This window comes from Streptomyces sp. NRRL F-525, assembly GCF_000716605.1.
Classification (GTDB): Bacteria; Actinomycetota; Actinomycetes; order Streptomycetales; family Streptomycetaceae; genus Streptomyces.
This window is the reverse complement of the sequence record NZ_JNXE01000020.1, coordinates 83844-105756: the sequence shown is the minus strand read 5'-3', so window position 1 is coordinate 105756 and position 21913 is coordinate 83844. Positions and strand designations below refer to the sequence as shown.

The following is a 21913-nucleotide window of genomic DNA, read 5'->3' as shown; positions in this document are numbered from 1 at the left end:
GTGTGCAAGTGGAGTTCGGTCAGGGCTTGTCGAGTACGGCCGCTCGTCGTACGACCGCCTCCAGTACCCGGAACCAGGTGCGGGCCAGGTCCCGTACCTGCTCCTCGGTGAGGAGTTCGGCGGCGTACGCCCAGTGGGCGCTCAACTCCGGTCCCTCCGGGCGGTCTTCGGTGATGGCGTTGAGGGTCAGGGCGTGGGAAATCGGCTGGCCGGGGTCGGCGTCGAGGTCGGCGGCGTCGTCCTCGGGGGCGTAGGACCAGTCGGCAGCAGCCGGGCGGTCGAAGCGGCCCATGTAGTTGAACTCGATCTGCGGCTCGCCGAGTTGGGCGAGGCGCGGGCCGGTCCCCGGGTTGAGGTGGCGTAGCAGGCCGTGTCCGATACCGGCGGTGGGCAGCGCGGCGAGGTGCTCGCGGATCCGGGCCAGGGCCGCGTCCAGCGCGGGTCCGTCCGTGACGGCGTCCGCCAACGCGGCCTCGCCCGGGTCGAGTCGCACGGGTACGACGCTGGTGAACCAGCCGACCGTACGGGACAGGTCGGCGTCACCCGCGAGTTGCTCCTCACGACCGTGGCCCTCCACGTCCACCAGTACTGGCCCGCCTTGCTGTTCGGCCCCGAGGGTGCGGGTGCGCCAGTCACCGACGGCCAGTGCAAACGCGGTGAGCAGTACGTCGTTGACGGTGGCTCCGAACGCGGCCGGAGCCCGGCTCAGCAGCGGGCCGGTGACGTCGGCGGGCAGGGACACGGAGACGTACCGGGTGGTGGCGACCGTGTCCCGGGCCGGGTCGAGCGGGCGGGCCAGCGGGAGTTCGGCACCCTCGGCGAGGGCGGAGGTCCACCACGGCAGTTCGTCCTCGGTGGCGGGGTCCGTCGCGCGGGTCCCGAGAAGCCGGGACCAGCGGGCGAACGACAGCTCCACGGGGGCGAGTTCGGGCGTACGGCCGCCCCTGACCGCCGCCCAGGCGCTGGCCAGGTCGGGCAGCAGGACGCGCCAGGAGACGCCGTCGATCACCAAGTGGTGGACGAGGATGAGGAGTCGGCCGTGCTGTCCGGGTCCCGCGTCGAACCAGACCGCCCGCACCATCGCCCCGGCGTCCGGGTCGAGCCCGACCCGAGCCGCCTCGGCGTGGCGGGAGATGGCGGCGCGCAGTGCGTCGTCGTCCGCCCCGCGCACGTAGACGCGGGTGAGCCAGGTGCTGACGTCGGTGTCGCGTGCGGCCGGTACCCGTAGCAACCACTCGGGTTCGCGGACGAGTTGGGCCCGGAGCATGTCGTGCCGGTCGGCGAGTGCCGTGAGCACGGTCAGCAGGCCGGGTTCGGTCAGGTCGGCCGGGGTCTGGACCAGGGCCGCCTGGTGGTAGGCGGCGATCGGGCCACCGCGCTCCAGCAGGCCGCGCATGATCGGGGTGAGCGGGACGGTTCCGGTGCCGTCGTCGTGGACGGCGTGCCGTTCGTCGCTGCCGAGCGGGACGGCAACGGCCGCGAGGGCGGCGACAGTTCGGTGCTGGAAGACCTGCCGGGGCGTGACCCGCAGGCCACCGGCGCGTGCCCGGGCGACGAGTTGCATGGCGACGATGCTGTCGCCGCCGAAGGTGAAGAAGTCGTCGTCCGTGCCGACGGCCTCGGCGGGCAGTCCGAGGGCGTACGCGAACAGGTCGCGGAGGGTGCGCTCGGCGTCGCTCGAAGGGGCCCGGCCGCCGCCCTGCGCGGTGAAGTCCGGTGCGGGCAGGGCGGATCGGTCGAGCTTGCCGTTGGACAGCAGCGGCAGCCGGTCCAGGACGACCATGGCGGCCGGGACCATGTAGTCGGGCAGAGCGGAGGCGGCGTGGGCACGGAGTTCGGTCCCGTCCGCCTCGTCGGCGACGACGTAGGCGATCAACTGCCGTATGCCGGGCCGGTGTTCGCGGGCGACGACCACGGTCTGCGTGACGGCCGGGTGGGTGTCCAACGCGGCCTCGATCTCGGCGAGTTCGATGCGGTAGCCGCGGATCTTGACCTGGTCGTCGGTGCGTCCGGCGAACTCCAGGAGGCCGTCCTCGGTCCAGCGGGCCATGTCTCCGGTGCGGTACATGCGCCGGCCGGGCTTTGTGGCGTACGGGTCGGCGACGAAGCGTTCGGCGGTGAGTTCGGGCCGGCCGAGGTAACCGCGGGCCAGGCCCGGTCCCGACAGGTACAACTCACCGGTCACGCCGGGCGGTACGGGGCGCAGGGCGGTGTCGAGGACGTAGGCGCGGGACTCGTGAACCGGGCGTCCCACGACCGGAGTTGCGCTGTCACGGACCCGTCCGACGAGCGCGTCGACGGTGGCCTCGGTGGGGCCGTACAGGTTGAAGGCCTCGGTGTCCTGAAGCGCGGCCAGCCGTGCCCACAGCGACTCGGGTACGGCCTCGCCGCCGAAGCCAACCACGGAGAGCGGGCAGTCGCCCTCGTCACCGATCAGGCCGCTGTCCGCCATCTGCGCGAGGAGCGACGGGGTGACCTCGATGAAGTCGATGCCCCGGTCGCGGATGAACGCGGCGAGGAGTTCGGGGTCGCGGCGGGTCTCGTCGTCGGCGATGTGCAGCGCGTGCCCGTCCAGCAGCCACAACTGCGGTTGCCAGGAGGCGTCGAAGGAGAACGACCAGGCGTGCCCGACCCGCAGCCGCCGCAGTCCGGTGCGCCGCTTGGCGACCTCGTGCAGGTCGTGGCGGTGGCTGTGGAAGAGGTTGGCGATGCCTCGCTGGGTGACGACGACGCCCTTGGGGCGGCCGGTGGAGCCGGAGGTGTAGATGACGTAGGCGGGGTGGTCGGGACTGGGGGCGACGGGTTCGGCCTCAGGGAGTCCGTCGGTCGGGGCGTCAAGTCGTAGGACGGGGACGGTCGTTGCGGGCAGCGTGGCGGCCGTCTCCTCCGTGGCCAGGATCAGCACCGGGCGGGCGTCGGCGAGCATGCCGGTCAGGCGGGACTCGGGGAGGTCCGGGTCGAGGGGCAGATAGGCGGCGCCCGCCTTCATCACGGCGAGGATCGCGGCGATGTGGTCGGCGGTGCGGGGCAGCGCGAGGGCCACGATCCGCTCGGGTCCGACGCCGTGTCCGGCGAGGACGCGCGCCAACCGGTCGGTGCGGGCGTCGAGTTCGGCGAAGGTCCAGGTCGTCCGGCCGTCGGTGACGGCGACCGCGCCGGGGTCGGCGGCGGCCTGGGCGACGAACAACTCCGGTACGGTGCCGAGCCGTTCGGTCGTGGGCGCGGGCAGCGCGGTGTAGTTCCAGGTCTCCAGGACGGTGTGCCGCTCGGCGGGAGCGAGCAGGTCCAGTCGGCCGACGGGACGGTCGGGCTCGGCCGCCATGCCGGTGAGCAGGGCGGTCAGGGCGTCCGTGATCCGTCGTACGACGGCCGGTTGGAAGAGGTCGGGCCTGAACTCGGCGGTGAGCCGCAGCCGTTCGGCGGGCTCGACCGCCCACGCGAACGGGTAGTGGGTGGAGTCCTCGTGGTCGCGGACGGTGACGCGCGGTCCGTCGCCGCCCTCTTCGTCGTCGGCGACCGGGTACGACTCGAACACCACGAGCGTGTCGAAGAGTTCGCCGAGTCCGGCGGTCCGCTGGATGTCGGCGAGGCCGAGGTGCTGGTGGGCGATGAGCCGGGACTGTTCGTCCTGGAGCCGGTCGAGGAGTGCGGCCGTGCTCTCCTCCGGGCGGACCCGCACCCGCACCGGGACGGTGTTGATGAACAGGCCGATCATCGACTCGGCGCCGGGCAGTTCGGGCGAGCGCCCGGCGACGGTGGCGCCGAACACCACGTCGTCCCGGCCGGTGAGCCGACCCAGCAGCACGCCCCAGCCGGCCTGGACAAGGGTGTTGACGGTGACGCCCTGACGGCGCGCGAAAGCCTCCAGCTCGGCCGTGCGGTCCGGGTCCAACTCCACGGTGTGGGTGGACGGTACGACGGCCGCCCGGTCGGGGTCGACGGGCGCGAGCCGCGTCGGCTCGGCCAGTCCGCCGAGAGCCTCGGCCCACGCGGCGGTGGAGACGGCCGGGTCCTGCGCGGCCAGCAGCCGCAGGTGCGCGCGGTAAGGGGCGGGCGTGACCGGGGTACGGCCCTCGTAGCGCGCCCACAGTTCGGCGGTGAGCAGCGGCAACGACCAGCCGTCCAGCAGGAGATGCTGGTGCGAGAGCACGAGCCGGTGCCGGTCAGGACCGAGCCGGGCCAGCAACAGCCGGAGCAGCGGCGGCCGTTCGGGGTCGAAGCGGCGCCGCTCCTGGACGAGCAGACGCTCCCACTCCTCGGGGTCGTCCGTGAGGTCGAGCTGCCGCCAGGGCAGGACGGCCGTGCGCGGTACGACGGCCACGGGCCGTCCGGAGGACAGGTGCCGGAAGCCGCTGCGCAGGTTCTCGTGCGCGTCGAGCACGGACTGGGCCGCGCTGTGCAACCGGTCGGCGTCCAGGGGGCCTTCGAGGTCGTAGGAGACCTGGACGGTGTAGACGTCCGGGCCGTCGTCGCCGGAGTCGAGGGCGGCGTGGAAGAGCAGGCCGGCCTGGAGCGGAGAGACGGGCAGAACCTCGGTTCCGGCGGGCAGGGCGGCCAGTTCGGCGCGCTCGTCGGCGGTGAGGTCGAGCAGGGTGACGTCGTCGTCGCGGTCGGCGGTGACCGTGGTGGCGGTCACGGTGGCGAGGCCCGCCGCCGACTTGTGGCGGAACACGTCACGCGGGCTGAAGGTGAGCCCGGCCACACGGGCGCGGGCGACCAACTGCATGGCGACGATGCTGTCGCCGCCGAGCGAGAAGAAGTCGTCCTCGACACCGACGCGTTCGAGACCGAGCACGTCCGCGACGAGCGCGCAGAGGGTCTCCTCCAGCGGTGTGCGCGGGCGGGTGTCGGTGACCTCGGCGGCGAAGTCGGGGGCGGGCAGGGCACGGCGGTCCAGCTTGCCGTTGGGGGTGAGCGGGAGGGCGCCGAGGGTGACGACGGCAGCCGGGACCATGTGGTCGGGCAGCGACTGGGCGGTGTGGGCGCGGAGTTGGGCCGAGTCCACAGTGCCCTGGGCCACGACGTACGCGACGAGGCGTTCGTCCCGCAGGACGACGGTGGCGTGCGCGACGTTCTCGTGGGCGGCCAACACGCTCTCGATCTCACCGAGTTCGACGCGGAAGCCGCGCAGCTTGACCTGGTCGTCGGCGCGCCCGAGGTACTCCAGCTCGCCGTCCCGGGTCCAGCGGGCCAGGTCGCCGGTGCGGTACATGCGGGCGCCGGGCTCGGTGGCGTACGGGTCGGCGACGAAGCGCTCGGCGGTCAGCGCGGACCGGCCCAGGTAGCCGCGCGCCAACTGGACGCCCGCCAGGTACAGTTCGCCGGCCACACCGGGCGCTACGGGTCGGAGTCCGGCGTCGAGGACGTAGGTGCGGGTGTTCCACACCGGGCGGCCGATCGGCACGGTGGCCGGGTCGGCGGAAACCTCGTGGGCGGTGACGTCGACGGATGCCTCGGTCGGGCCGTAGAGGTTGTGCAGGCGGCTGCCCGGGAGGCTATGGCGGAAGCGGGCGGCCAGTGGGGCGGGCAACGCCTCGCCGCTGCACATGACTTGGAGCAGGTCGGTGCAGCGGGCGGCGCCGGGCTCGTCGAGGAAGGCGCGCAGCATCGACGGCACGAAGTGGGCCGTGGTGATGTGCTGACGTCGGATCAGTTCGGCGAGGTAGGTCGGGTCCTGGTGGCCCTCCGGGCGGGCCACGACGAGCGTGGCGCCGGTGATCAGCGGCCAGAAGAACTCCCACACCGACACGTCGAACCCGGCCGGGGTCTTCTGCAGCACCCGGTCGTCGGCGTCGAGGCGATAGGTGTCCTGCATCCACAACAGGCGGTTGGTGATGCCCTGGTGGGGGACGGTGACGCCCTTGGGGCGGCCCGTGGAGCCGGAGGTGTAGATGACGTAGGCGGGGTGACGCGGGTCGTGGGCGGTGGGCAGCGGTGCGTACGCCGGGTGGTCCGGGGTGCCGTCCGCGTCGACCGTGAGGATGGGCACGTCGATATCCGGGAGGGTGACGCCCTCGGCGGTGATCAGGCAGACCGGGCGGGCGTCGGCGAGCGTGTACGCGAGCCGTTCCGCCGGGTAGCCGGTGTCGAGGGGCAGATAGGCGGCGCCCGCGCGGTGGACCGCGAGGAGGGACACCACGAGGGCGAGGGAGCGGGGCAGGGCGACGGCGACGAGCGCCTCGGCCTGGGCTCCCTGCGCGGCAAGTGTGTGTGCCAACTGCTCTACGCGCAGGTCGAGTTCGGCGTAGGTGAGGGCGGTGTCCTCGAAGACGACCGCCGTGGCCTCGGGGGTACGGGCGACCTGGGCGCGGAAGAGTTCCGGGAGGGTGAGGTCCGGGACGGTCCGGGTGGTGCTGTTCCAGTCGGTGAGGACGAGGGCGCGTTCGTCGTCGCGCAGGACGTCGAGTGCGCCGATGCGGCGGTCGGGGTCCGTGGCGACCTGAGCGAGCAGCAACTCAAGCCGCTGGGCGAGGAGTTCGGCGGTCGACTCGTCGAAGAGGTCGGCGCTGTACTCGATCCAGCACCGCATGCCGTCCTCGCCCCGCTCGACGAAGTCGAAGCTCAGGTCGAACTTGGCACCCTGCTGGCCGAGTTCCTCACGCCGGGCGGTCAGGCCGGGCAGGGCGGGGGTGGCGCCCTCGTCGTCGAGGTGGACGACCATCACCTGGAACAGCGGGTGCCGGGCCAGTGAGCGGGTCGGGTTGATCGCCTCGACCAGCCGCTCGAAGGGCAGCTCCTGGTGTTCGTAGGCGGCGAGGTCTGTGTCCCGGACGCGGCTGAGCAGCTCGGCGAACGTGGGGTCGCCGGACAGATCGGTGCGCAGGACAAGGGTGTTGACGAAGAAGCCGACCAGGTCTTCGAGGTGTTCGTCGCCCCGACCGGAGATGGGTGCGCCGAGCGGGATGTCGTCCCCGGCGCCGAGCCGGTGCAGCAGCGCGGCGACGGCGGCCTGGGTGACCATGAACATACTGACGCCGTGGCGACGGGCCAACGCGCGCAGCTGTCGGGTCTGTTCAGGGTCGAGGATCAGTCCGACCGCGCCACCCTGATGGCTGCTCTCCAGCGGGCGGGGGCGGTCGGTGGGCAACGCGAGCTCGTCCGGCAGGCCCGCCAAGGCGGTTTGCCAGTAAGCCAGTTGGCGGGACTGTCGGCTGTCCGGGTCGTCGGGGTCGCGTACTGCACCGGCAGCGGTGCCCACTCGGGCGCCCGTCCCTCACAGCGGGCCTCGTACGCGGTGGCCAGGTCTCGCCACAGCGGGCCGTCGGACCACTGGTCGCCGGCGATGTGGTGCAGCACCAGCAGCAGGACGTGTTCGTCCTCGCTCACCTCGAACACATGGGCCCGCAGCGGAAGTTCGCGGTCGATGTCGAAGCCGCACGCGGCGGTCTCCGCGAGCCCGGCCGCCAGTTCGGTCTCCGTGACGCGGCTGTGGTGGAGGGGCACGGAGGCCTCGCTCAGCACGACCTGGTGGGGGCGGCCGTCCCGCTCGGGGAAGACCGTGCGCAGGCTTTCGTGTCGTACGGCGAGGTCGTTCAGGGCGGCGGACAGGGCATCCCGGTCGAGTGTGCCGCTGAGACGCCAGGCGGCCGGGATGTTGTAGGTGCCTCCCGGGCCCTCGATGCGGTGCAGCAGCCACAGTCGCTGTTGGGCGTAGGAGAGCGGGAGTTCGCCGGGTCGGTCGGCCGGGACGAGGGCGGGCAGGCCACCGGCCCGGTCGTCGAGGCGGGCCGCGAGGAGCGCGGGCGTGGACGCCTCGAAGACTGTGCGGACGGTGAGGTCGGCGCCAAGTGCCGTACGCACGCGGCTGACCAGGCGCATGGCGAGCAGCGAGTGACCGCCGAGGGTGAAGAAGTCGTCGTCGGCGCCGACGCGTTCGAGACCGAGGACGTCACCGAAGAGTCCGGCGAGGATCTCCTCGCGCGGGTTGCGGGGTGAAGTGCCCACGCCCGTACCGGTGTTGCTCGTGAAGTCGGGAGCGGGCAGGGCGGCGCGGTCGAGCTTGCCGTTGGGGGTGAGGGGCAGCGCATCGAGGGTGACGAAGGCGGCCGGGACCATGTGGGCGGGGAGGGCGGCGGAGGTGTGGGCTCCGAGCGCCCCTGTGTCCCCGGCCGGCACCACATACGCGACGAGGCGCTGCTCCCGGACCACCACGACCGCTTGGGCGACGGACTGGTGGGCGGTCAACACGCCCTCGATCTCGCCAGGTTCGACGCGGAAGCCGCGAACCTTCACCTGGTCGTCGGTGCGGCCCAGGTACTCGATGGTCCCGTCGGCGTTCCAGCGGGCCAGGTCGCCGGTGCGGTACATCCGGGCGCCCGGGGCGCCGTACGGGTCGGCGACGAACCGCTCGGCGGTCAGGCCGGGCCGGTCGAGGTAGCCGCGTGCGAGCTGGATGCCCGCGAGGTACAACTCGCCCGGGACGCCCGGCGGTACGGGACGCAGACCCGCGTCGAGGACGTAGGTGCGGGTGTTCCACACCGGGCGGCCGATCGGGACGCTCGTCGCGTCGGGGCCGATCTCCACGGCCGTCACGTCGACCGACGCCTCGGTCGGGCCGTAGAGGTTGTGGAGTTCGGCGGTGGTCAGGACGTCATGGAACCGGTGGGTGACGGCGACGGGCAGGGCCTCGCCGCTGCACATCACTCGGCGCAGGCCGGTGCAGTCGGCTGCGGCCGGTTCCTCCAGGAAGAGTTGGAGCATGGAGGGCACGAAGTGGACGGTGGTGACGGCCTGTTCGCGGATCAGGCCGGCCAAGTAGGCCGGGTCGCGGTGGCCCTCGGGGCGGGCGACGACCAACGCGGCGCCGGTGATCAGCGGCCAGAAGAACTCCCACACCGACACGTCGAAGCTGGACGGCGTCTTCTGCAGCACCCGGTCGGCTGCCGTCAGACCGTACGCGTCCTGCATCCAGAGCAGCCGGTTGACGATGCCCTCGTGCGGGACGACGACGCCCTTGGGGCGGCCGGTGGAGCCCGAGGTGTAGATGACGTAGGCCGGGCTCGACGGGTCGTAGGACGTGGGGAGTTGGCCCTCGGAACCGGTCGGCAGGGTGTCGCGGATGACGTACACCGGGCGGGCATCCTCGACCATGAGGGCGAGGCGGTCCTCCGGGTAGTCGGGGTCGAGCGGGAGGTAGGCGGCTCCGGCTCGGTGGACGGCGAGGAGGGCGACGACGAGTTCGAGTGAGCGCGGGAGGGATACGGCCACGGTCTGCTCGGGGCGCGCGCCCAGCGCCGCCAACACCCGTGCTGTTCGCTCCACTTGGGCGTCCAGCTCCGCGTACGTCAGCGACTGCCCTTCGAAGACGAGGGCTGTGGCGTCGGGGGTGCGGGCGGCCTGGGCGCGGAAGAGTTCCGGGAGGGTGGTGGCCGGGACCGGGTGGTCGGTGGTGTTCCACTCCCCCAGGACCAGCACGCGTTCGGCGTCCGTCAGGAGGTCGAAGTCCCTTACGGCGCTGTCGGGTTGGGTTGCCGCGTGGTCCAGGAGGCGGGCCATGCGACCGGCGATTCGCTCTACGGTGCCGTGGTCGAAGAGGTCGGTCGCGTATTCCAGGAGCAGGACTACCCGGTCGCTGCCCGTCTCGTCGACGAAGGTGAAGTGCAGGTCGAACTTCGCCATGCCGGTGTCCATGTCGAACCACTCGGTCGCGAGGCCGAGTACGTCCGGGTCGCCGTCGGGGCGGTGGTGGTAGCCGAGCATGACCTGGAAGAGCGGGTTGCGGCCGGCCACGCGGGGCGGGTTGAGGGCCTCGACGACCCGGTCGAAGGGCAGGTCCTGGTACTCGAAGGCGGCGAGGGACGACTCCCTTACCCGGCCCAGGAGTTCGCGGAAGGTCAGCTCGTCGCCGGACACGTCCGTCCGCAGCACGAGCGTATTGACGAAGAAGCCCACCAGGTCGGCGAGGGCCTCGTCGGTGCGGCCCGCGATGGGGGCGCCGAGCGGGATGTCGTCGCCCGCACCGAGCCGGTTCAACAGAGCGGCCGTGGCGGCCTGGAACAGCATGAACATGCTGGTGCCGGTGGCGGCGGAGAGGTCGCGCAGGGCGTGGCCGGTGGCGGTGGGGAGTTCCAGGCGGACCTTGCCGCCGTGGCCGGTCGGCTCGGCGGGGCGCGGTCGGTCGGCGGGCAGGGCGAGTTCGTCGGGCACGCCCCGCAACGCGTCTTCCCAGTGGGCGAGTTGGGCCTCGCCGGTGCGGGCGAGGAGGTCGTCCTGCCAGAGGGTGTAGTCGGCATACTGCACCGGCAGCGGTGCCCACTCGGGTGCGTGTCCCTCGCGGCGGGCCGCGTAGGCGGTGTCGAGGTCGGCGAGGAAGGGGCGGTCGGACCACTCGTCGGTGGTGATGTGGTGCAGGACGACGGCGACGACATGCTCGTCCGGGCCGAGCCTGAACACCTCGCAGCGCAACGGGAGTTCGGTGGTCAGGTCGAAGGGGCGGCGCTGGGCGGACTCGATCAGCGCGGGCAGCTCGTCCTCGGCGCAGTCGAGGACCGTGCAGGCCACGGTCACTTCTTCAGCCGGGACGATCCTCTGGTACGGCTCGCCCTCATGCGTCGGGAAGACCGTCCGCAGTGCCTCGTGGCGGCCGGCCACATCGCGCAGGGCGGCAGTCAGCGCATCGGTGTCGACGGTGCCGCGCAGCCGGATGACCAGCGGGAAGTTGTAGGCGACGCCGCTGCCGGTGATCTCCTCGACCAGCAACAGCCGTCGCTGGGCGGCCGACAGTGGGATGCGGTCGGGCCGTTCGGCGACCGGGGTGACCGCCGGGCGGGCCGGGCTCGCCTGGTCGGCGCGGCCCGCGAGCAGGGCGGGGGTGGGAGCCTCGAAGAGGTCGCGGATGGCGAGTTCGGCGCCCAGTTCAGTGCGGGCGCGGCTGACCAGTCGGGTGGCGAGGAGTGAATGACCGCCCAGGTCAAAGAAGTTGTCCTCCGCCCCGACTTCGGGCAGGCCCAACACCTCGGCGAACAGGCGGCAGAGCACCTCTTCCTGCGGGGTGCGCGGGCCGCGTCCGCCGCCGAGGGCGACGGCGGGTTCGGCGTCGGGCAGGGCGCGGACGTCGAGCTTGCCGTTGGCGTTCATGGGCAGGCCGTCGACGGTGACGAAGGCGGACGGGACCATGTAGTCGGGCAGTTCACGGCCCAGGTCATCGCGCAGCCGCCGCACCAGCGCGCTCGCCTCGCGGGCGGCGGTGGGGTCGTTGGCGTAGGGGTGGGTGCCGCCGCCGGGGCGGAACAGGCCGCCGGTCAGGCGTAGTTCGTCCGACTTCAGGAAGACGGCGTCATAGGTCCCTGTCTCCCCCGACCAGGTCGTCAGCACCCGGTATCCGGCCGCCGTACCGAGTTCGTGCAGGTGCTCGGGGTCGACGCCCGTCTCGGACGTACGGCCGTCGGGGATGCCGGTGAAGCGGAGGGCCTCGGGGCGTTCGCCGCGAGGGCGTTCGGCGGTGGCGCCGGTCGCGGACCAGTTGCCGGCGAGGAGTTGGCCGATCGCCTCGGCCGACGACCAGTCGCCGCGCAGGAGTTCGCCGATGGTGTTGCCGGTGGCCCAGTCGACGGACGGGGCGTTGTCCAGGCGGACGTCCGGCTCGTCGGCGTAGAGGACGACGTCGTAGCGGTGGCGGGACAGTTCGTTGTGGTGCTGGGCGCGCTTGGTGCGCAGGTCGACGCCGTAGCCGAGGGTGGTGAAGTAGTCGGGGTCTACGAGGAGTTCCTTCTCCAGGCGCAGGCCGCGTTCCACCGCGCGCTCCAGGTCCGCCTCGGCGGTGCCCCGGGTACGCTGGATCTCGGTGTGGAAGGTGCCGGCGAGGCGCAGGTTGCGGACGTCGCCGACGAACAGGGCGCCACCGGGCGCGAGTAGCTCCATGGCGCCGTGCAGGACGGCGGTCAGGTGGTCGATGCTCGGGAAATACTGGATGACGGAGTTGATGACGATCGTGTCGAAGTAGGCGAACGGCAGACCGCTCAGGTCCTCGGCCGGGCGGCAGCGCAGTTCGACCTTGGAGGCGAGGGCCGGGTCGCGCCGTACCTCCTCACCGATCTTGCGGATGACGGGCGCGGCGAAGTCAGTTGCCCAGTACGCCTCCGCGTCGGGGGCGAGCCGGGACAGCAACAGGCCTGATCCGACGCCGATTTCGAGGATGCGGCGGGGCTTGAGGGCGCCGATGCGGGCGAGGGTGGCCTCGCGCCACTCGTGCATCTCCTCGAAGGGGATGGGCTGTCCGTCGTAGGAGCTGTCCCAGCCGTCGTACTGCTCGGTGAAGACGGCGGTGCCGATCTCCTCGTACTCGTCGGAGTAGATCTCCTGCCACTCCCCCACCTGCGCGGCCTCGGCGGCGGTGCGTTCGGCGGAGTCGGCGCCGGAGGGGACGACGTAGCCGACGAGGCGTTCGTCGCGGACGACGACGGCTGCCTGGGCGACCAACGGGTGGCGGCTGAGGGCGGTTTCGATCTCGCCGGGTTCGATGCGGTAGCCGCGGATCTTGACCTGGTCGTCGGTGCGGCCGAGGAAGTCGAGGTTGCCGTCGGGGTTGCGGCGGACCAGGTCGCCGGTGCGGTACATGCGCTCGCCGGGTTCGCCGAACGGGTCGGCGACGAAGCGTTCGGCGGTCAGCGCGGGACGGTCCAAGTAGCCGCGGGCCAGGCCGATTCCGGCGATGTACAGCTCGCCGGGGACACCGTCGGGCACCGGGCGCAGCCAGGCGTCGAGGATGTGGGCGCGGGTACCGCGGATGGGCTTGCCGACGGTGGGGGTGTCGCTGTCGAGAGTGCCGCCGCCGAGGGTGTTGATGGTGTACTCGGTCGGCCCGTACAGGTTGTAGCCGTAGGTCCCCTCGGTGTCGCGGAGTGCCGTCCACACCGTCTCGGGTACGGCCTCGCCGCCGAGCAGCACCAGCGGCGGGACGTGGCCCTCCAACAGGCCCTGCTCGATGAGGAGTCGGGCGTAGGTGGGGGTGACGTTGACAACGTCGACGCGGTGGCGTTCGCAGTACGCGACCAGCGCCTCGGCGTCACGCCTCAACTCCTCGTCGCAGACGTGCACTTCGTGGCCCTCGACGAGCCACAGCAGCTCCTCCCACGACATGTCGAAGGCGAAGGACACGGTGTGCGCGATGCGCAGGCGCCGCCCGCCGGCGGAGGCGATGGCGGGTTCGAAGATCTCCTTCTGGTGGTTCAACTGCATGTTCGTCAGACCCCGGTAGGGGGTGACGACGCCCTTGGGGCGGCCGGTGGAACCGGAGGTGTAGATGACGTAGGCAGGGTGTTCGAGGCTGAAGCGGAGGCGTACCGGAGCGTCCGACTGGGCCGTCAACTCCCCCTTAATCTCAGGAGTGTCGAGCAGGACCCGGGTCATCTCGCCGTCCAGCGTGGCCGATACGGCCGAGGTGCTGAGCAGGAGCAGCGGGCGGGCGTCGGCCAGCATCAGGGAGAGGCGGTCGGCCGGGTGGTCCAACTCCAGTGGCAGGTAGGCCGATCCGGTGCGCAGGACCGCGAAGAGCGCGACCACCATGTCGAGGGAGCGCGGCAGGGCGAGGGCGACGACCTGCTCGGGGCCCGCGCCCCGGTCGATCAGCAGCCGGGCCAACCGGTTTACGGCGGCGTCGAGTTCGGCGTACGTCATGCTGCGCTCGCCGAAGACGAGGGCCCGCTCGTCCGGGGTGCGTTCCGCCTGCGCGGCCAGCAGGTCGGCGATGGTGTCCTCGGGGTCGGGGACACGGCTGGCCGCCGACTCCCGTCGTAGCGCCGCGTGTTCGGCGGGCAGGAGCGGGTCGAGGGAGCCGACCGGGGCCGTGAGGTCGGCGGTGAGGCGGTCGACGAGCAGGGCGAAGCGGTCAAGGAGGGCTTGGGCGCGGTCGGTTGGGACGAGGTCGGGGCGGTGGGTGAGGGTGACGGCGATCTCGCGGCCCGGGGTGATGACCAGGTTGGCCGGGTAGTGCGTGGCGTCGACGTTGGCGACGGCCGTGGCGCCGTGCCGGGTCCTCAGGTCCGCCAACCGTTCCTCGGTGTCGTTGTTCCGCAGCACGAACAGCGTGTCGAAGAGCTTGCGGTGGCCGGTCTCCGCCTGGAGCACGCCGAGGCTCAAGTGCTCGTAGGGCATGAGATCGAGGCGTTCGCCCTGGATGCGGCGGAGCAGGTCGAGGACCGGCTCGGCGGGGTCGAGGGCGATGCGGGTCGGGACCGTGTTGAGGAACAGGCCGATGATGTTGCCGACGTCCGGGACCTCGCTGGGACGGCCGGCGACCGTCGTACCGAACACGACGTCGGCGCGGCCGGTCGCGGAGGCGAGGGTGAGTCCCCAGGCCGCGTTGAGGATCGTGTTGAGGGTCAGGCCGTGGGCCGGGGCCAACTCACGGAGCCGGTCGCCGAGTTCGGCGGACAGGCGTACGTCGAGTTGGTCGGGGATGACCGGTTCGAGGCCGTCGGTGGCGGTGGGCGCGAGCAGCGTCGGCTCGTCGAGACCGGCGAGCGCGGTGCGCCAGGCTGCCGCGGCGACCGAGTCGTCCTGCTCCTCGAGCCAGGTGAGGTAGTCGCGGTAACTGCCGGGGGCGGGAAGGGCGTTGGCGTCGCCGCCCGTCTCGTAGAGCGCGAACAGCTCGTCGAGGAAGAGCCAGGCCGACCAGCCGTCCCAGAGGATCAGGTGGCGGCCGATGACGAGGCGGTCGCCGCGTTCCGCGCCGAGGCGGAGCAGGAGGAGGCGGAAGAGCGGGGGTGCGGAGAGGTCGAAGCGGCGGTTGCGTTCGGCGTCCGTCAACTCCCTGAGGAGTACGTCCTGTTCGGCGGCGGGGAGGAGGGAGAGGTCGACCTCTTCGAGGGGGATCTCCGGGTCCTCGACGATGAACTGCACCGGCTGGTCGAGGCCGTCGCTGGTGAAGCCCGCGCGCAGGCCGGGGTTGCGGTCGAGGAGGGTGCGGACGGCGGCGCGCAGCCGGGTGGTGTCGAGGCGGGTCGCGAAGTCGAAGGTCTCGTGGACGGTGTAGACGTCCAACGCGCCCTCGTCGTACGCCGAGTGGAAGAACAGGCCCTCCTGGAGGGGGGCCAGCGGCCAGACGTCGGCGACCTCCGCCGGGGCGGCGACGGCACGGACGCGGGCGTGCTCGGCTTCCGTGAGGGCGAAGGCCTCAACTCGGATGCTCGGAGCGGCCGTTGCGATGCCGGCAGCCGTCGCGAGGGCGGCCGGGGTGCGGTGGGTGAACACGTCGCGCGGGCTCAGGTCCAGGCCGGCCGCGCGGGCCCGGCTGGCGACCCCGATGGAGCTGATGCTGTCGCCGCCGAGCCGGAAGAAGTCGTCGTCCGGTCCGGCGTCCTCGATGCCGAGGACGGCCGCGAAGATGTCGGTGAGCTGTTGCTCCAACGGCCCTGCGGGCTCCCGGCGTTCGGCGCGCTCGGCCTCGGGGGCGGGCAGCGCGGCCTGGTCCAGCTTGCCGCTCGGGGTCAGGGGGAGGTCCGCGAGGACGACGTACGCCTCCGGGACCAGGGGTGCGGGCAGCGCGTCCGCGAGGGCGGCGCGCAGGGCGGCCGGGTCGAGCGTGGCTCCGGATGCCGGCACCGCGTAGGCGACGAGACGCTGGTCGCGGATGACGACGGCGCCCCGGGCCACGGTGGGGAGTCGGGTCAACTCGGCCTCGATCTCGCCGAGTTCGACGCGGTTGCCGCGGAGTTTGACCTGGCGGTCGGTGCGGCCGAGGTAGTCGATCGTGCCGTCGGGGCGGCGGCGTACCAGGTCGCCGGTGCGGTACATGCGGGCGCCGGGTTCGGTGGCGTACGGGTCGGCGACGAAGCGGTCGGCGGTGAGCGCGGGGCGCCGGTGGTAGCCGCGGGCCAGCTGGACGCCGGTCAGGTACAGCTCGCCGGGCACGCCGTCGGGGACCGGGCGCAGGCAGGAGTCGAGGACGCGCAGGCCGGTGTTCCGCACGGGGCGGCCGATGGGCACGGTGGTGTCGGGCGCGCCGTCGTAGGCGTGGTAAGTCACGTCTACGGCAGCCTCGGTGGGGCCGTAGAGGTTGTGCAGCGGAACGCCGGTCAGTTCGTGCCAGCGGTGGGCGGCGGATCCGGACAGGGCCTCGCCGCTGCTGAAGACGCGGCGCAGGCTGCCCGCCCACGCCGGGTCGGCGGTGACCTCGTCGGAGGCGAGGAACGCCTCCAGCATCGACGGCACGAAGTGCATCGTCGTGATGCCCTCGGACCGGATCAGGCGGGACAGGTAGGCGGGGTCGCGGTGTCCATCGGGGGCGGCGAGGACTACGGCGGCGCCCTCGCGCAGGGCCCAGAAGAACTCCCAGACGCTCACGTCGAAGCTGGACGGGGTCTTCTGCAACACCCTGTCTTCGGGGGTGAGTTCGTACTCGTCCTGCATCCAGGCCAGGCGGTTGCCGATGGCGCGGTGGGTGACGACTACACCCTTGGGGCGGCCGGTGGAGCCGGAGGTGTAGATGAGGTAGGCGGGGTCGTCGGGGCGGGCGGGGTCCGGAAGTTCGGCGGTCGGTGTGCCTTCTCCCTTCACCTGCACAACGTCCAGGCCGTCGACCGACGGCAGCCGGTGCGCGTCCCGTTCCGTCGTGACGACCGTCGTCGCCCCCGAGTCGGCCAGCATGTACGCAAGCCGTTCGGCCGGGTAGTCCAGGTCGAGGGGCAGATACGCCGCGCCTGACTTCAGGACACCCAGCAGCGCCACCATCAGCTCCGCCGAGCGGGGTACGGCGACGGCGACGAACCGCTCCCGGCCTTCGCCCTTGGCCCGCAGCCTCGCGGCCAACTCCGTGGCTCGCGCGTCCAGTTCGGCGTAGGTGAGCGTGGTCGTACCGTCGAAGACGACAGCCGTCGCGTCCGGAGTACGCGCGACCTGCGCGGCGAACGCGGCGGCGAGCGTGGTCGCCGGAACCGGCCGGGTCTCCCCCGCCGGATGCGCGTCCGCCAGCTCCTCCGGAGTCAGCAGGTCGAGGTCCGCGACGCGGACTCCGGGGTCGTCCGCCAGCGCGTGCAGGATGAGGGTGAGCCGGTCGGCGAGGGACTGCACGGCGTCGGCGTCGAGGCGTCGGGCGTGGTGCTTGAGGCGCAGGTCGAGGCGGCGGCCGGGCTTGACGATGAGGGCCAGCGGGTAGTGCACGGCGTCGTGGAAGGCGTGTCCGGCGACGGCGATCGTGCCGGTGGGGTCGGTGATGCCCGGGGCGCCCTCGCCGCCGGGGTAGTTCTCGAACACCACGAGGGTGTCGAAGAGTTCACCGTCGCCCGCGTGCCCGGTGGCGCGCTGGATGTCGGCGAGGCCGAGGTGCTGGTGATCGAGGAGTGCGCTCTGCTCGTCCTGGAGCCGGTCGAGGAGCGTGCCCAGGGTGTCGCCCGGAGCCCAACGCAGGCGCGTGGGCAGGGTGTTGATGAACAGGCCGATCATCGACTCGATGCCGTCGACAGCGGCGTCACGTCCGGCGACCGTGGTGCCGAACAGCACGTCCTCGCGGCCCGTCATACGGCCGACGAGCAGACCCCAGGCGCCCTGGACGAGCGTGCCGAGGGTGACTCCGCGTTCGCGGGCACGGGCGGCGAGCCGTGAGGTGACCCGCTCGCTCAACTCCACGCGGATCTGGGCGGGTTCGACGGGTCCGGCGGGCGCCGGGGTCTCCACCAGCCGGGTCGGCTCGTCGACCCCGGCGAGCGCGGTGCTCCAAGCGGCTCGGGCCGCCTCGCGATCGGCGCCGGCGATGCGGCGGAGGTAGCCGCGGTACGGGGCGACTTCGGGGAGCGGGGTCGGGTTCTCGCCGTAGAGGGCGAGGAGTTCGCGGTGGAGGACCGGCAAGGACCAGCCGTCCGCGACGATGTGATGGAACGTCAGGACTAGGCGGCTGCGGTCCTCGCCGAAGCGGATGAGCGCGCAGCGGATCAGCGGCGGGCGGGCGAGGTCGAAGCGCTGGGCGCGTTCGTCGGCGGCGACGGCCTCGGCGAGGGCGCGGCGGACCGCGGTGTCGTCCTGCGTGGCCAAGTCGACCTCGCGCCACGGCAGTTCGAGACCGGTGGCGATGAGCTGGACCGGGCGGCCGTCGGGTGTCTGGCGGAAGCAGGCGCGCAGCGGGGCGTGCCGGTCGATGAGTCGTTGGGCGGCCTCGCGGAGCAGGGTGCCGTCGACCGGTCCGGACAGCTCGATGACCTGTTGGACGACATACGCGTCTAGTTCGGCGCCGTCGACGAGCGCGTGGAAGAAGAAGCCTTCCTGGAGCGGGCCGAGGGGCAGCACCTCCTCGACGGCGACGGGGAACTCGCCCTGCACGAAGGCGAGTTGCACCTCGCTCAAGGTCTGCCAGGGGGTGGTGTCGTCATCGTCGGTCGTACCCGTGCGGGCGACCGTGGCGAGTTCGGCGACCGTACGGTGGCGGAAGACGTCGCGCGGGGTGAGTTCCAGGCCTGCGCGGCGGGCCAGGATGAGGAGTTGGACGGCCACGATGCTGTCGCCGCCGAGCGCGAAGAAGTCGTCGTCGACGCCGACCGAGGGCACCTTGAGGGCCCGTGCGTACAGGTCGCACAGCAGTTGCTCGCGGGCCGTCTCGGGCGCGCGGCCCGCGCTCAGCAGGCGGGTGAGGTCCGGGACGGGCAGCGCGGCGACGTCCAGCTTGCCGCTCGGGGTGACGGGCAGCCGGTCCAGCGGGACGAACGCGGCCGGGACCATGTAGTCGGGCAGATACTCGGTGGCGTGTGTCCGCAGGGTCGACATCAGGGCGTTGACGTTGCGGAAGGGCGCGGGGTGGTTGGTGAGCGGGTGGCCGCCGCCCGGGCGGTACCGGACCAGCGCCTGCCCGTCCGCCTCGGGTGCGAACACGGCGTCCAAACTGCCGTCCTCCGCACCCCCGTTCCAGGTCAGCGCCACCTCGTAACCGTGCCGCGCGGCGATCTCGTACAGGGCCTCGGGATCCACACCGTACGATCCGGCGGCCGGCCTGCTGCTGTCGTCGAGGGTGCCGAGCGCGGCGAGGTCGTCGGCCAGACGGGAGTTGGGGATACCGGTGATCCTCGACCGGTCCGGGCGTCCCGCGAGCAGCTCGTCCAGCGCCTGGACCGACCCGAGCGCGGGCCAGGGCGACTCGGGTGTCTCCTCGGCCGTATCCGCCTGCGGCCTGAGCACAACGTCGTAGCGGTACCGGGTCAGTTCGTTGTGGTGCGTGCCGCGCTTGACGCGGATGTCGGCGCTGAGTCCGTCGAGGCTCGTGAAGTAGTCGGGGTCGACGAGGAGTTCGCCCTCCCAGGCGACCGCGCGGTCCACGGCGGCGCGCAGGGCTTCCTTGTCGTCGTCCGCCTCGTCCCGTGCCCGTCCGCTCTCGACGGCCGCGCTCAGGGTGCGGAGCAGTCGCAGGTTGCGTACATCGCCGACGAACACCGCGCCGCCGGGGGCGAGAAGGGCGGCCGCGTTCTGGAGTACGCCCGTCAGGTAGTCCCCACCGGGGAAGTACTGGATGACGGAGTTCACGACGACCGTGTCGAAGTGGCCCTCGGGCAGACCGGTGAGGTCGTGCGCGGGGCGCGCCAACAGGGTGACGCGGTCGGCGAGTTCGGGGACAACGGACACCTGGGCGTCCAGGGCGCGTACGGCTTCCTCGGAGAGGTCGGTGCCCCAGTACTCGGCGCAGTCCGGGGCGAGCCGGGACAGCAACAGGCCGCTGCCGACGCCGATTTCCAGGATGCGCCGGGGTCGTAGCGCGCGGATGCGGTCGAGGGTGGCCTCGCGCCACTCGCGCATGTCGGCGAGGGGGATGGGCAGGCCGTCGTACATGCTGTTCCAGCCCGCGAAGTTCTCCTCGAAGCCGTCCGATCCGGCGGCGGAGTAAAGGAGTTCGTGCAGGTCCTTCCACTCGGCCACCCCCTCGTCGGGGCTCGGCTCGGCGTCCAGCGAGGGCACTACGTAGGCGGCGAGGCGGCGTTCGCCGGGGCGGTCCTCGCGGACGACGACGGCGGCCTGGTCGACGGACGGGTGGGAGCGCAGGACGGATTCGATCTCGCCGGGTTCGATGCGGAAGCCGCGGATCTTGACCTGGGTGTCGACGCGGCCGTGGAACTCCAGTCGGCCGTCCGTCTTCCAGCGGACCAAGTCACCTGTGCGGTAAAGGCGTTCGCCGGGTGCGGCGGTCATGTCGGTGGGGGCGGCGACGAAGCGTTCGGCGGTGAGGGCGGGGCGGCCGAGGTAGCCGCGGGCCAGGCCTGCGCCGCCGAGGTAGAGCTCTCCCGTGACACCGGCGGGGACCGGGCGCAGGCGGTCGTCGAGGACGTAGGCGCGGGTGCCTGGGTCGGGGATGCCGATGGGCACGATGGTGCCGGGCGGGGTGTCCGGGTCGCACAGGCCGAGGGTGGAGTTGGTGGTGGCCTCGGTCGGGCCGTAGGCGTTGAACATCATCCGGCCGCGCGCGTAGCGGCCGACCAGCTCGGGCGAGACGCGTTCCGTGCCCGCCAGGAGGGTTGCCTGGGGCGGGAGTTGGACGTCCTCGGGCATGGCGGCGAGGAGCGCGGGCGGCAGGATCATGAAGGTGATGCCGTGCTCGTTCGCGTAGTCCGCGAGCGGGGCGCCGGGGACGCGGCGGTCGGCGGGGACGACGACCAGACGGCCGCCGGAGAGGAGGCCGAGGCACAGGTCCCAGAACGCGACGTCGAAGCTGGGCGAGGCGAACTGCAGGACCCGGCTGTGCGGGCCGATGCCGAAGCGTTCCCGCTGGGTGGCGACGAGTTTCGCGACGCCCCCGTGGGAGAGGACCGTGCCCTTGGGGCGGCCGGTGGAACCGGAGGTGTAGATCACGTAGGCCGCGTGCGCGGTCGTCAACTCGTCGGCGGTGGACGGGCCTTGGGCCGGGTACGCGGCCAGCTCGGCGACCGTCTCCGGGACGTCGAGCACCAGCGGGTCGAGGTCCGGCGGGAGGTCGGGGGCGATCTCGGCGGTGGTGACGAGGCAGACCGGGCGGGCGTCGTCGAGCATGTACGCGATGCGGTCGGCCGGGTAGTCGGTGTCGACCGGGAGATAGGCGGCGCCCGACTTCAGGACGGCGACCTCGGCGACGATCATGTCGGCCGAGCGCGGTACGGCGAGCGCGACGACCTGCTCGGGTCCGGCGCCCCGGGCCACCAGGGCGTGCGCCAACTTGGCTGCCCGGGCGTCGAGTTCGGCGTAGGTGAGGCGGACGTCCTCGTGGATGAGGGCGATCTCGTCGGGGCGGGCGGCGACCTGGTCGGCGAACATGCGGGGCCAGGTGAGCGCGGGGACGTCGTGCTCGGTGTCGTTCCAGCCGTGCAGGATGCGGTGCCGTTCGTCCTCGCCGAGGAGTTCGAGGTCGGCGACCGGGGTGTCCGGGCGGGCGACGGCGTCGGTGAGGAGGGTGCCGTAGTGGCCGAGGATCAGGTCGACCGTGGCGGGCGAGAAGAGGTCGGTGCGGTAGTCCGCCGACACCTCGCCGTCGGCCACGGTGAGCGCCAGGTCCAAGGGGCCGGTCTCGTCCCAGGGTGCGGGACCGAAGCCCGTGGCGCACAACAGGCCGCCGCCACGGAAGGGTTCGGGGGCGAGGAGCCGTAGCAGATCGGCGGTCGGGAGGTGGTGGGCCGCGGCCTCCTCGCGAACGGCCGCGATCTGGTCGCGGAGTTGGGCGAACGGGGTGTCGCCGTCGATCGTGACGCGGAGCGGGAGGCCCTCGTGGGCTACCGCCGTCTCGGTGGCCGTGGTGCCGCCGTAGCGGTGCAACAGGGCGACGAAGGCGGTGAGTTGGGTGGCCTCGTCGGCCGTCACGGCGAGGGGGGTCGCGCGTCGCGCGCGGGGCGCCGTGCCGTCCTGGCGCGGCGGACGGGGAAAGTCCAGCGGCAGGGACGTCTCAGGTACCGGTGACGCGAACCGCCGTCGCCAGAAGTCGTTCGTCTCCGTTGACCGTGCGGAAGAAAGCGTGTTGCCCGCCACAGCTGCCCGTGCC

The 21913-nt window shown here is 72.3% G+C and carries 1 pseudogene; it reads right to left on the bottom strand.

What is annotated here, in order from left to right:
• Positions 1-19 precede the first annotated feature (19 nt).
• Positions 20-21900 (bottom strand): annotated as a pseudogene (locus tag OO69_RS48910) (non-ribosomal peptide synthase/polyketide synthase).
• Positions 21901-21913: the final 13 nt, after the last annotated feature.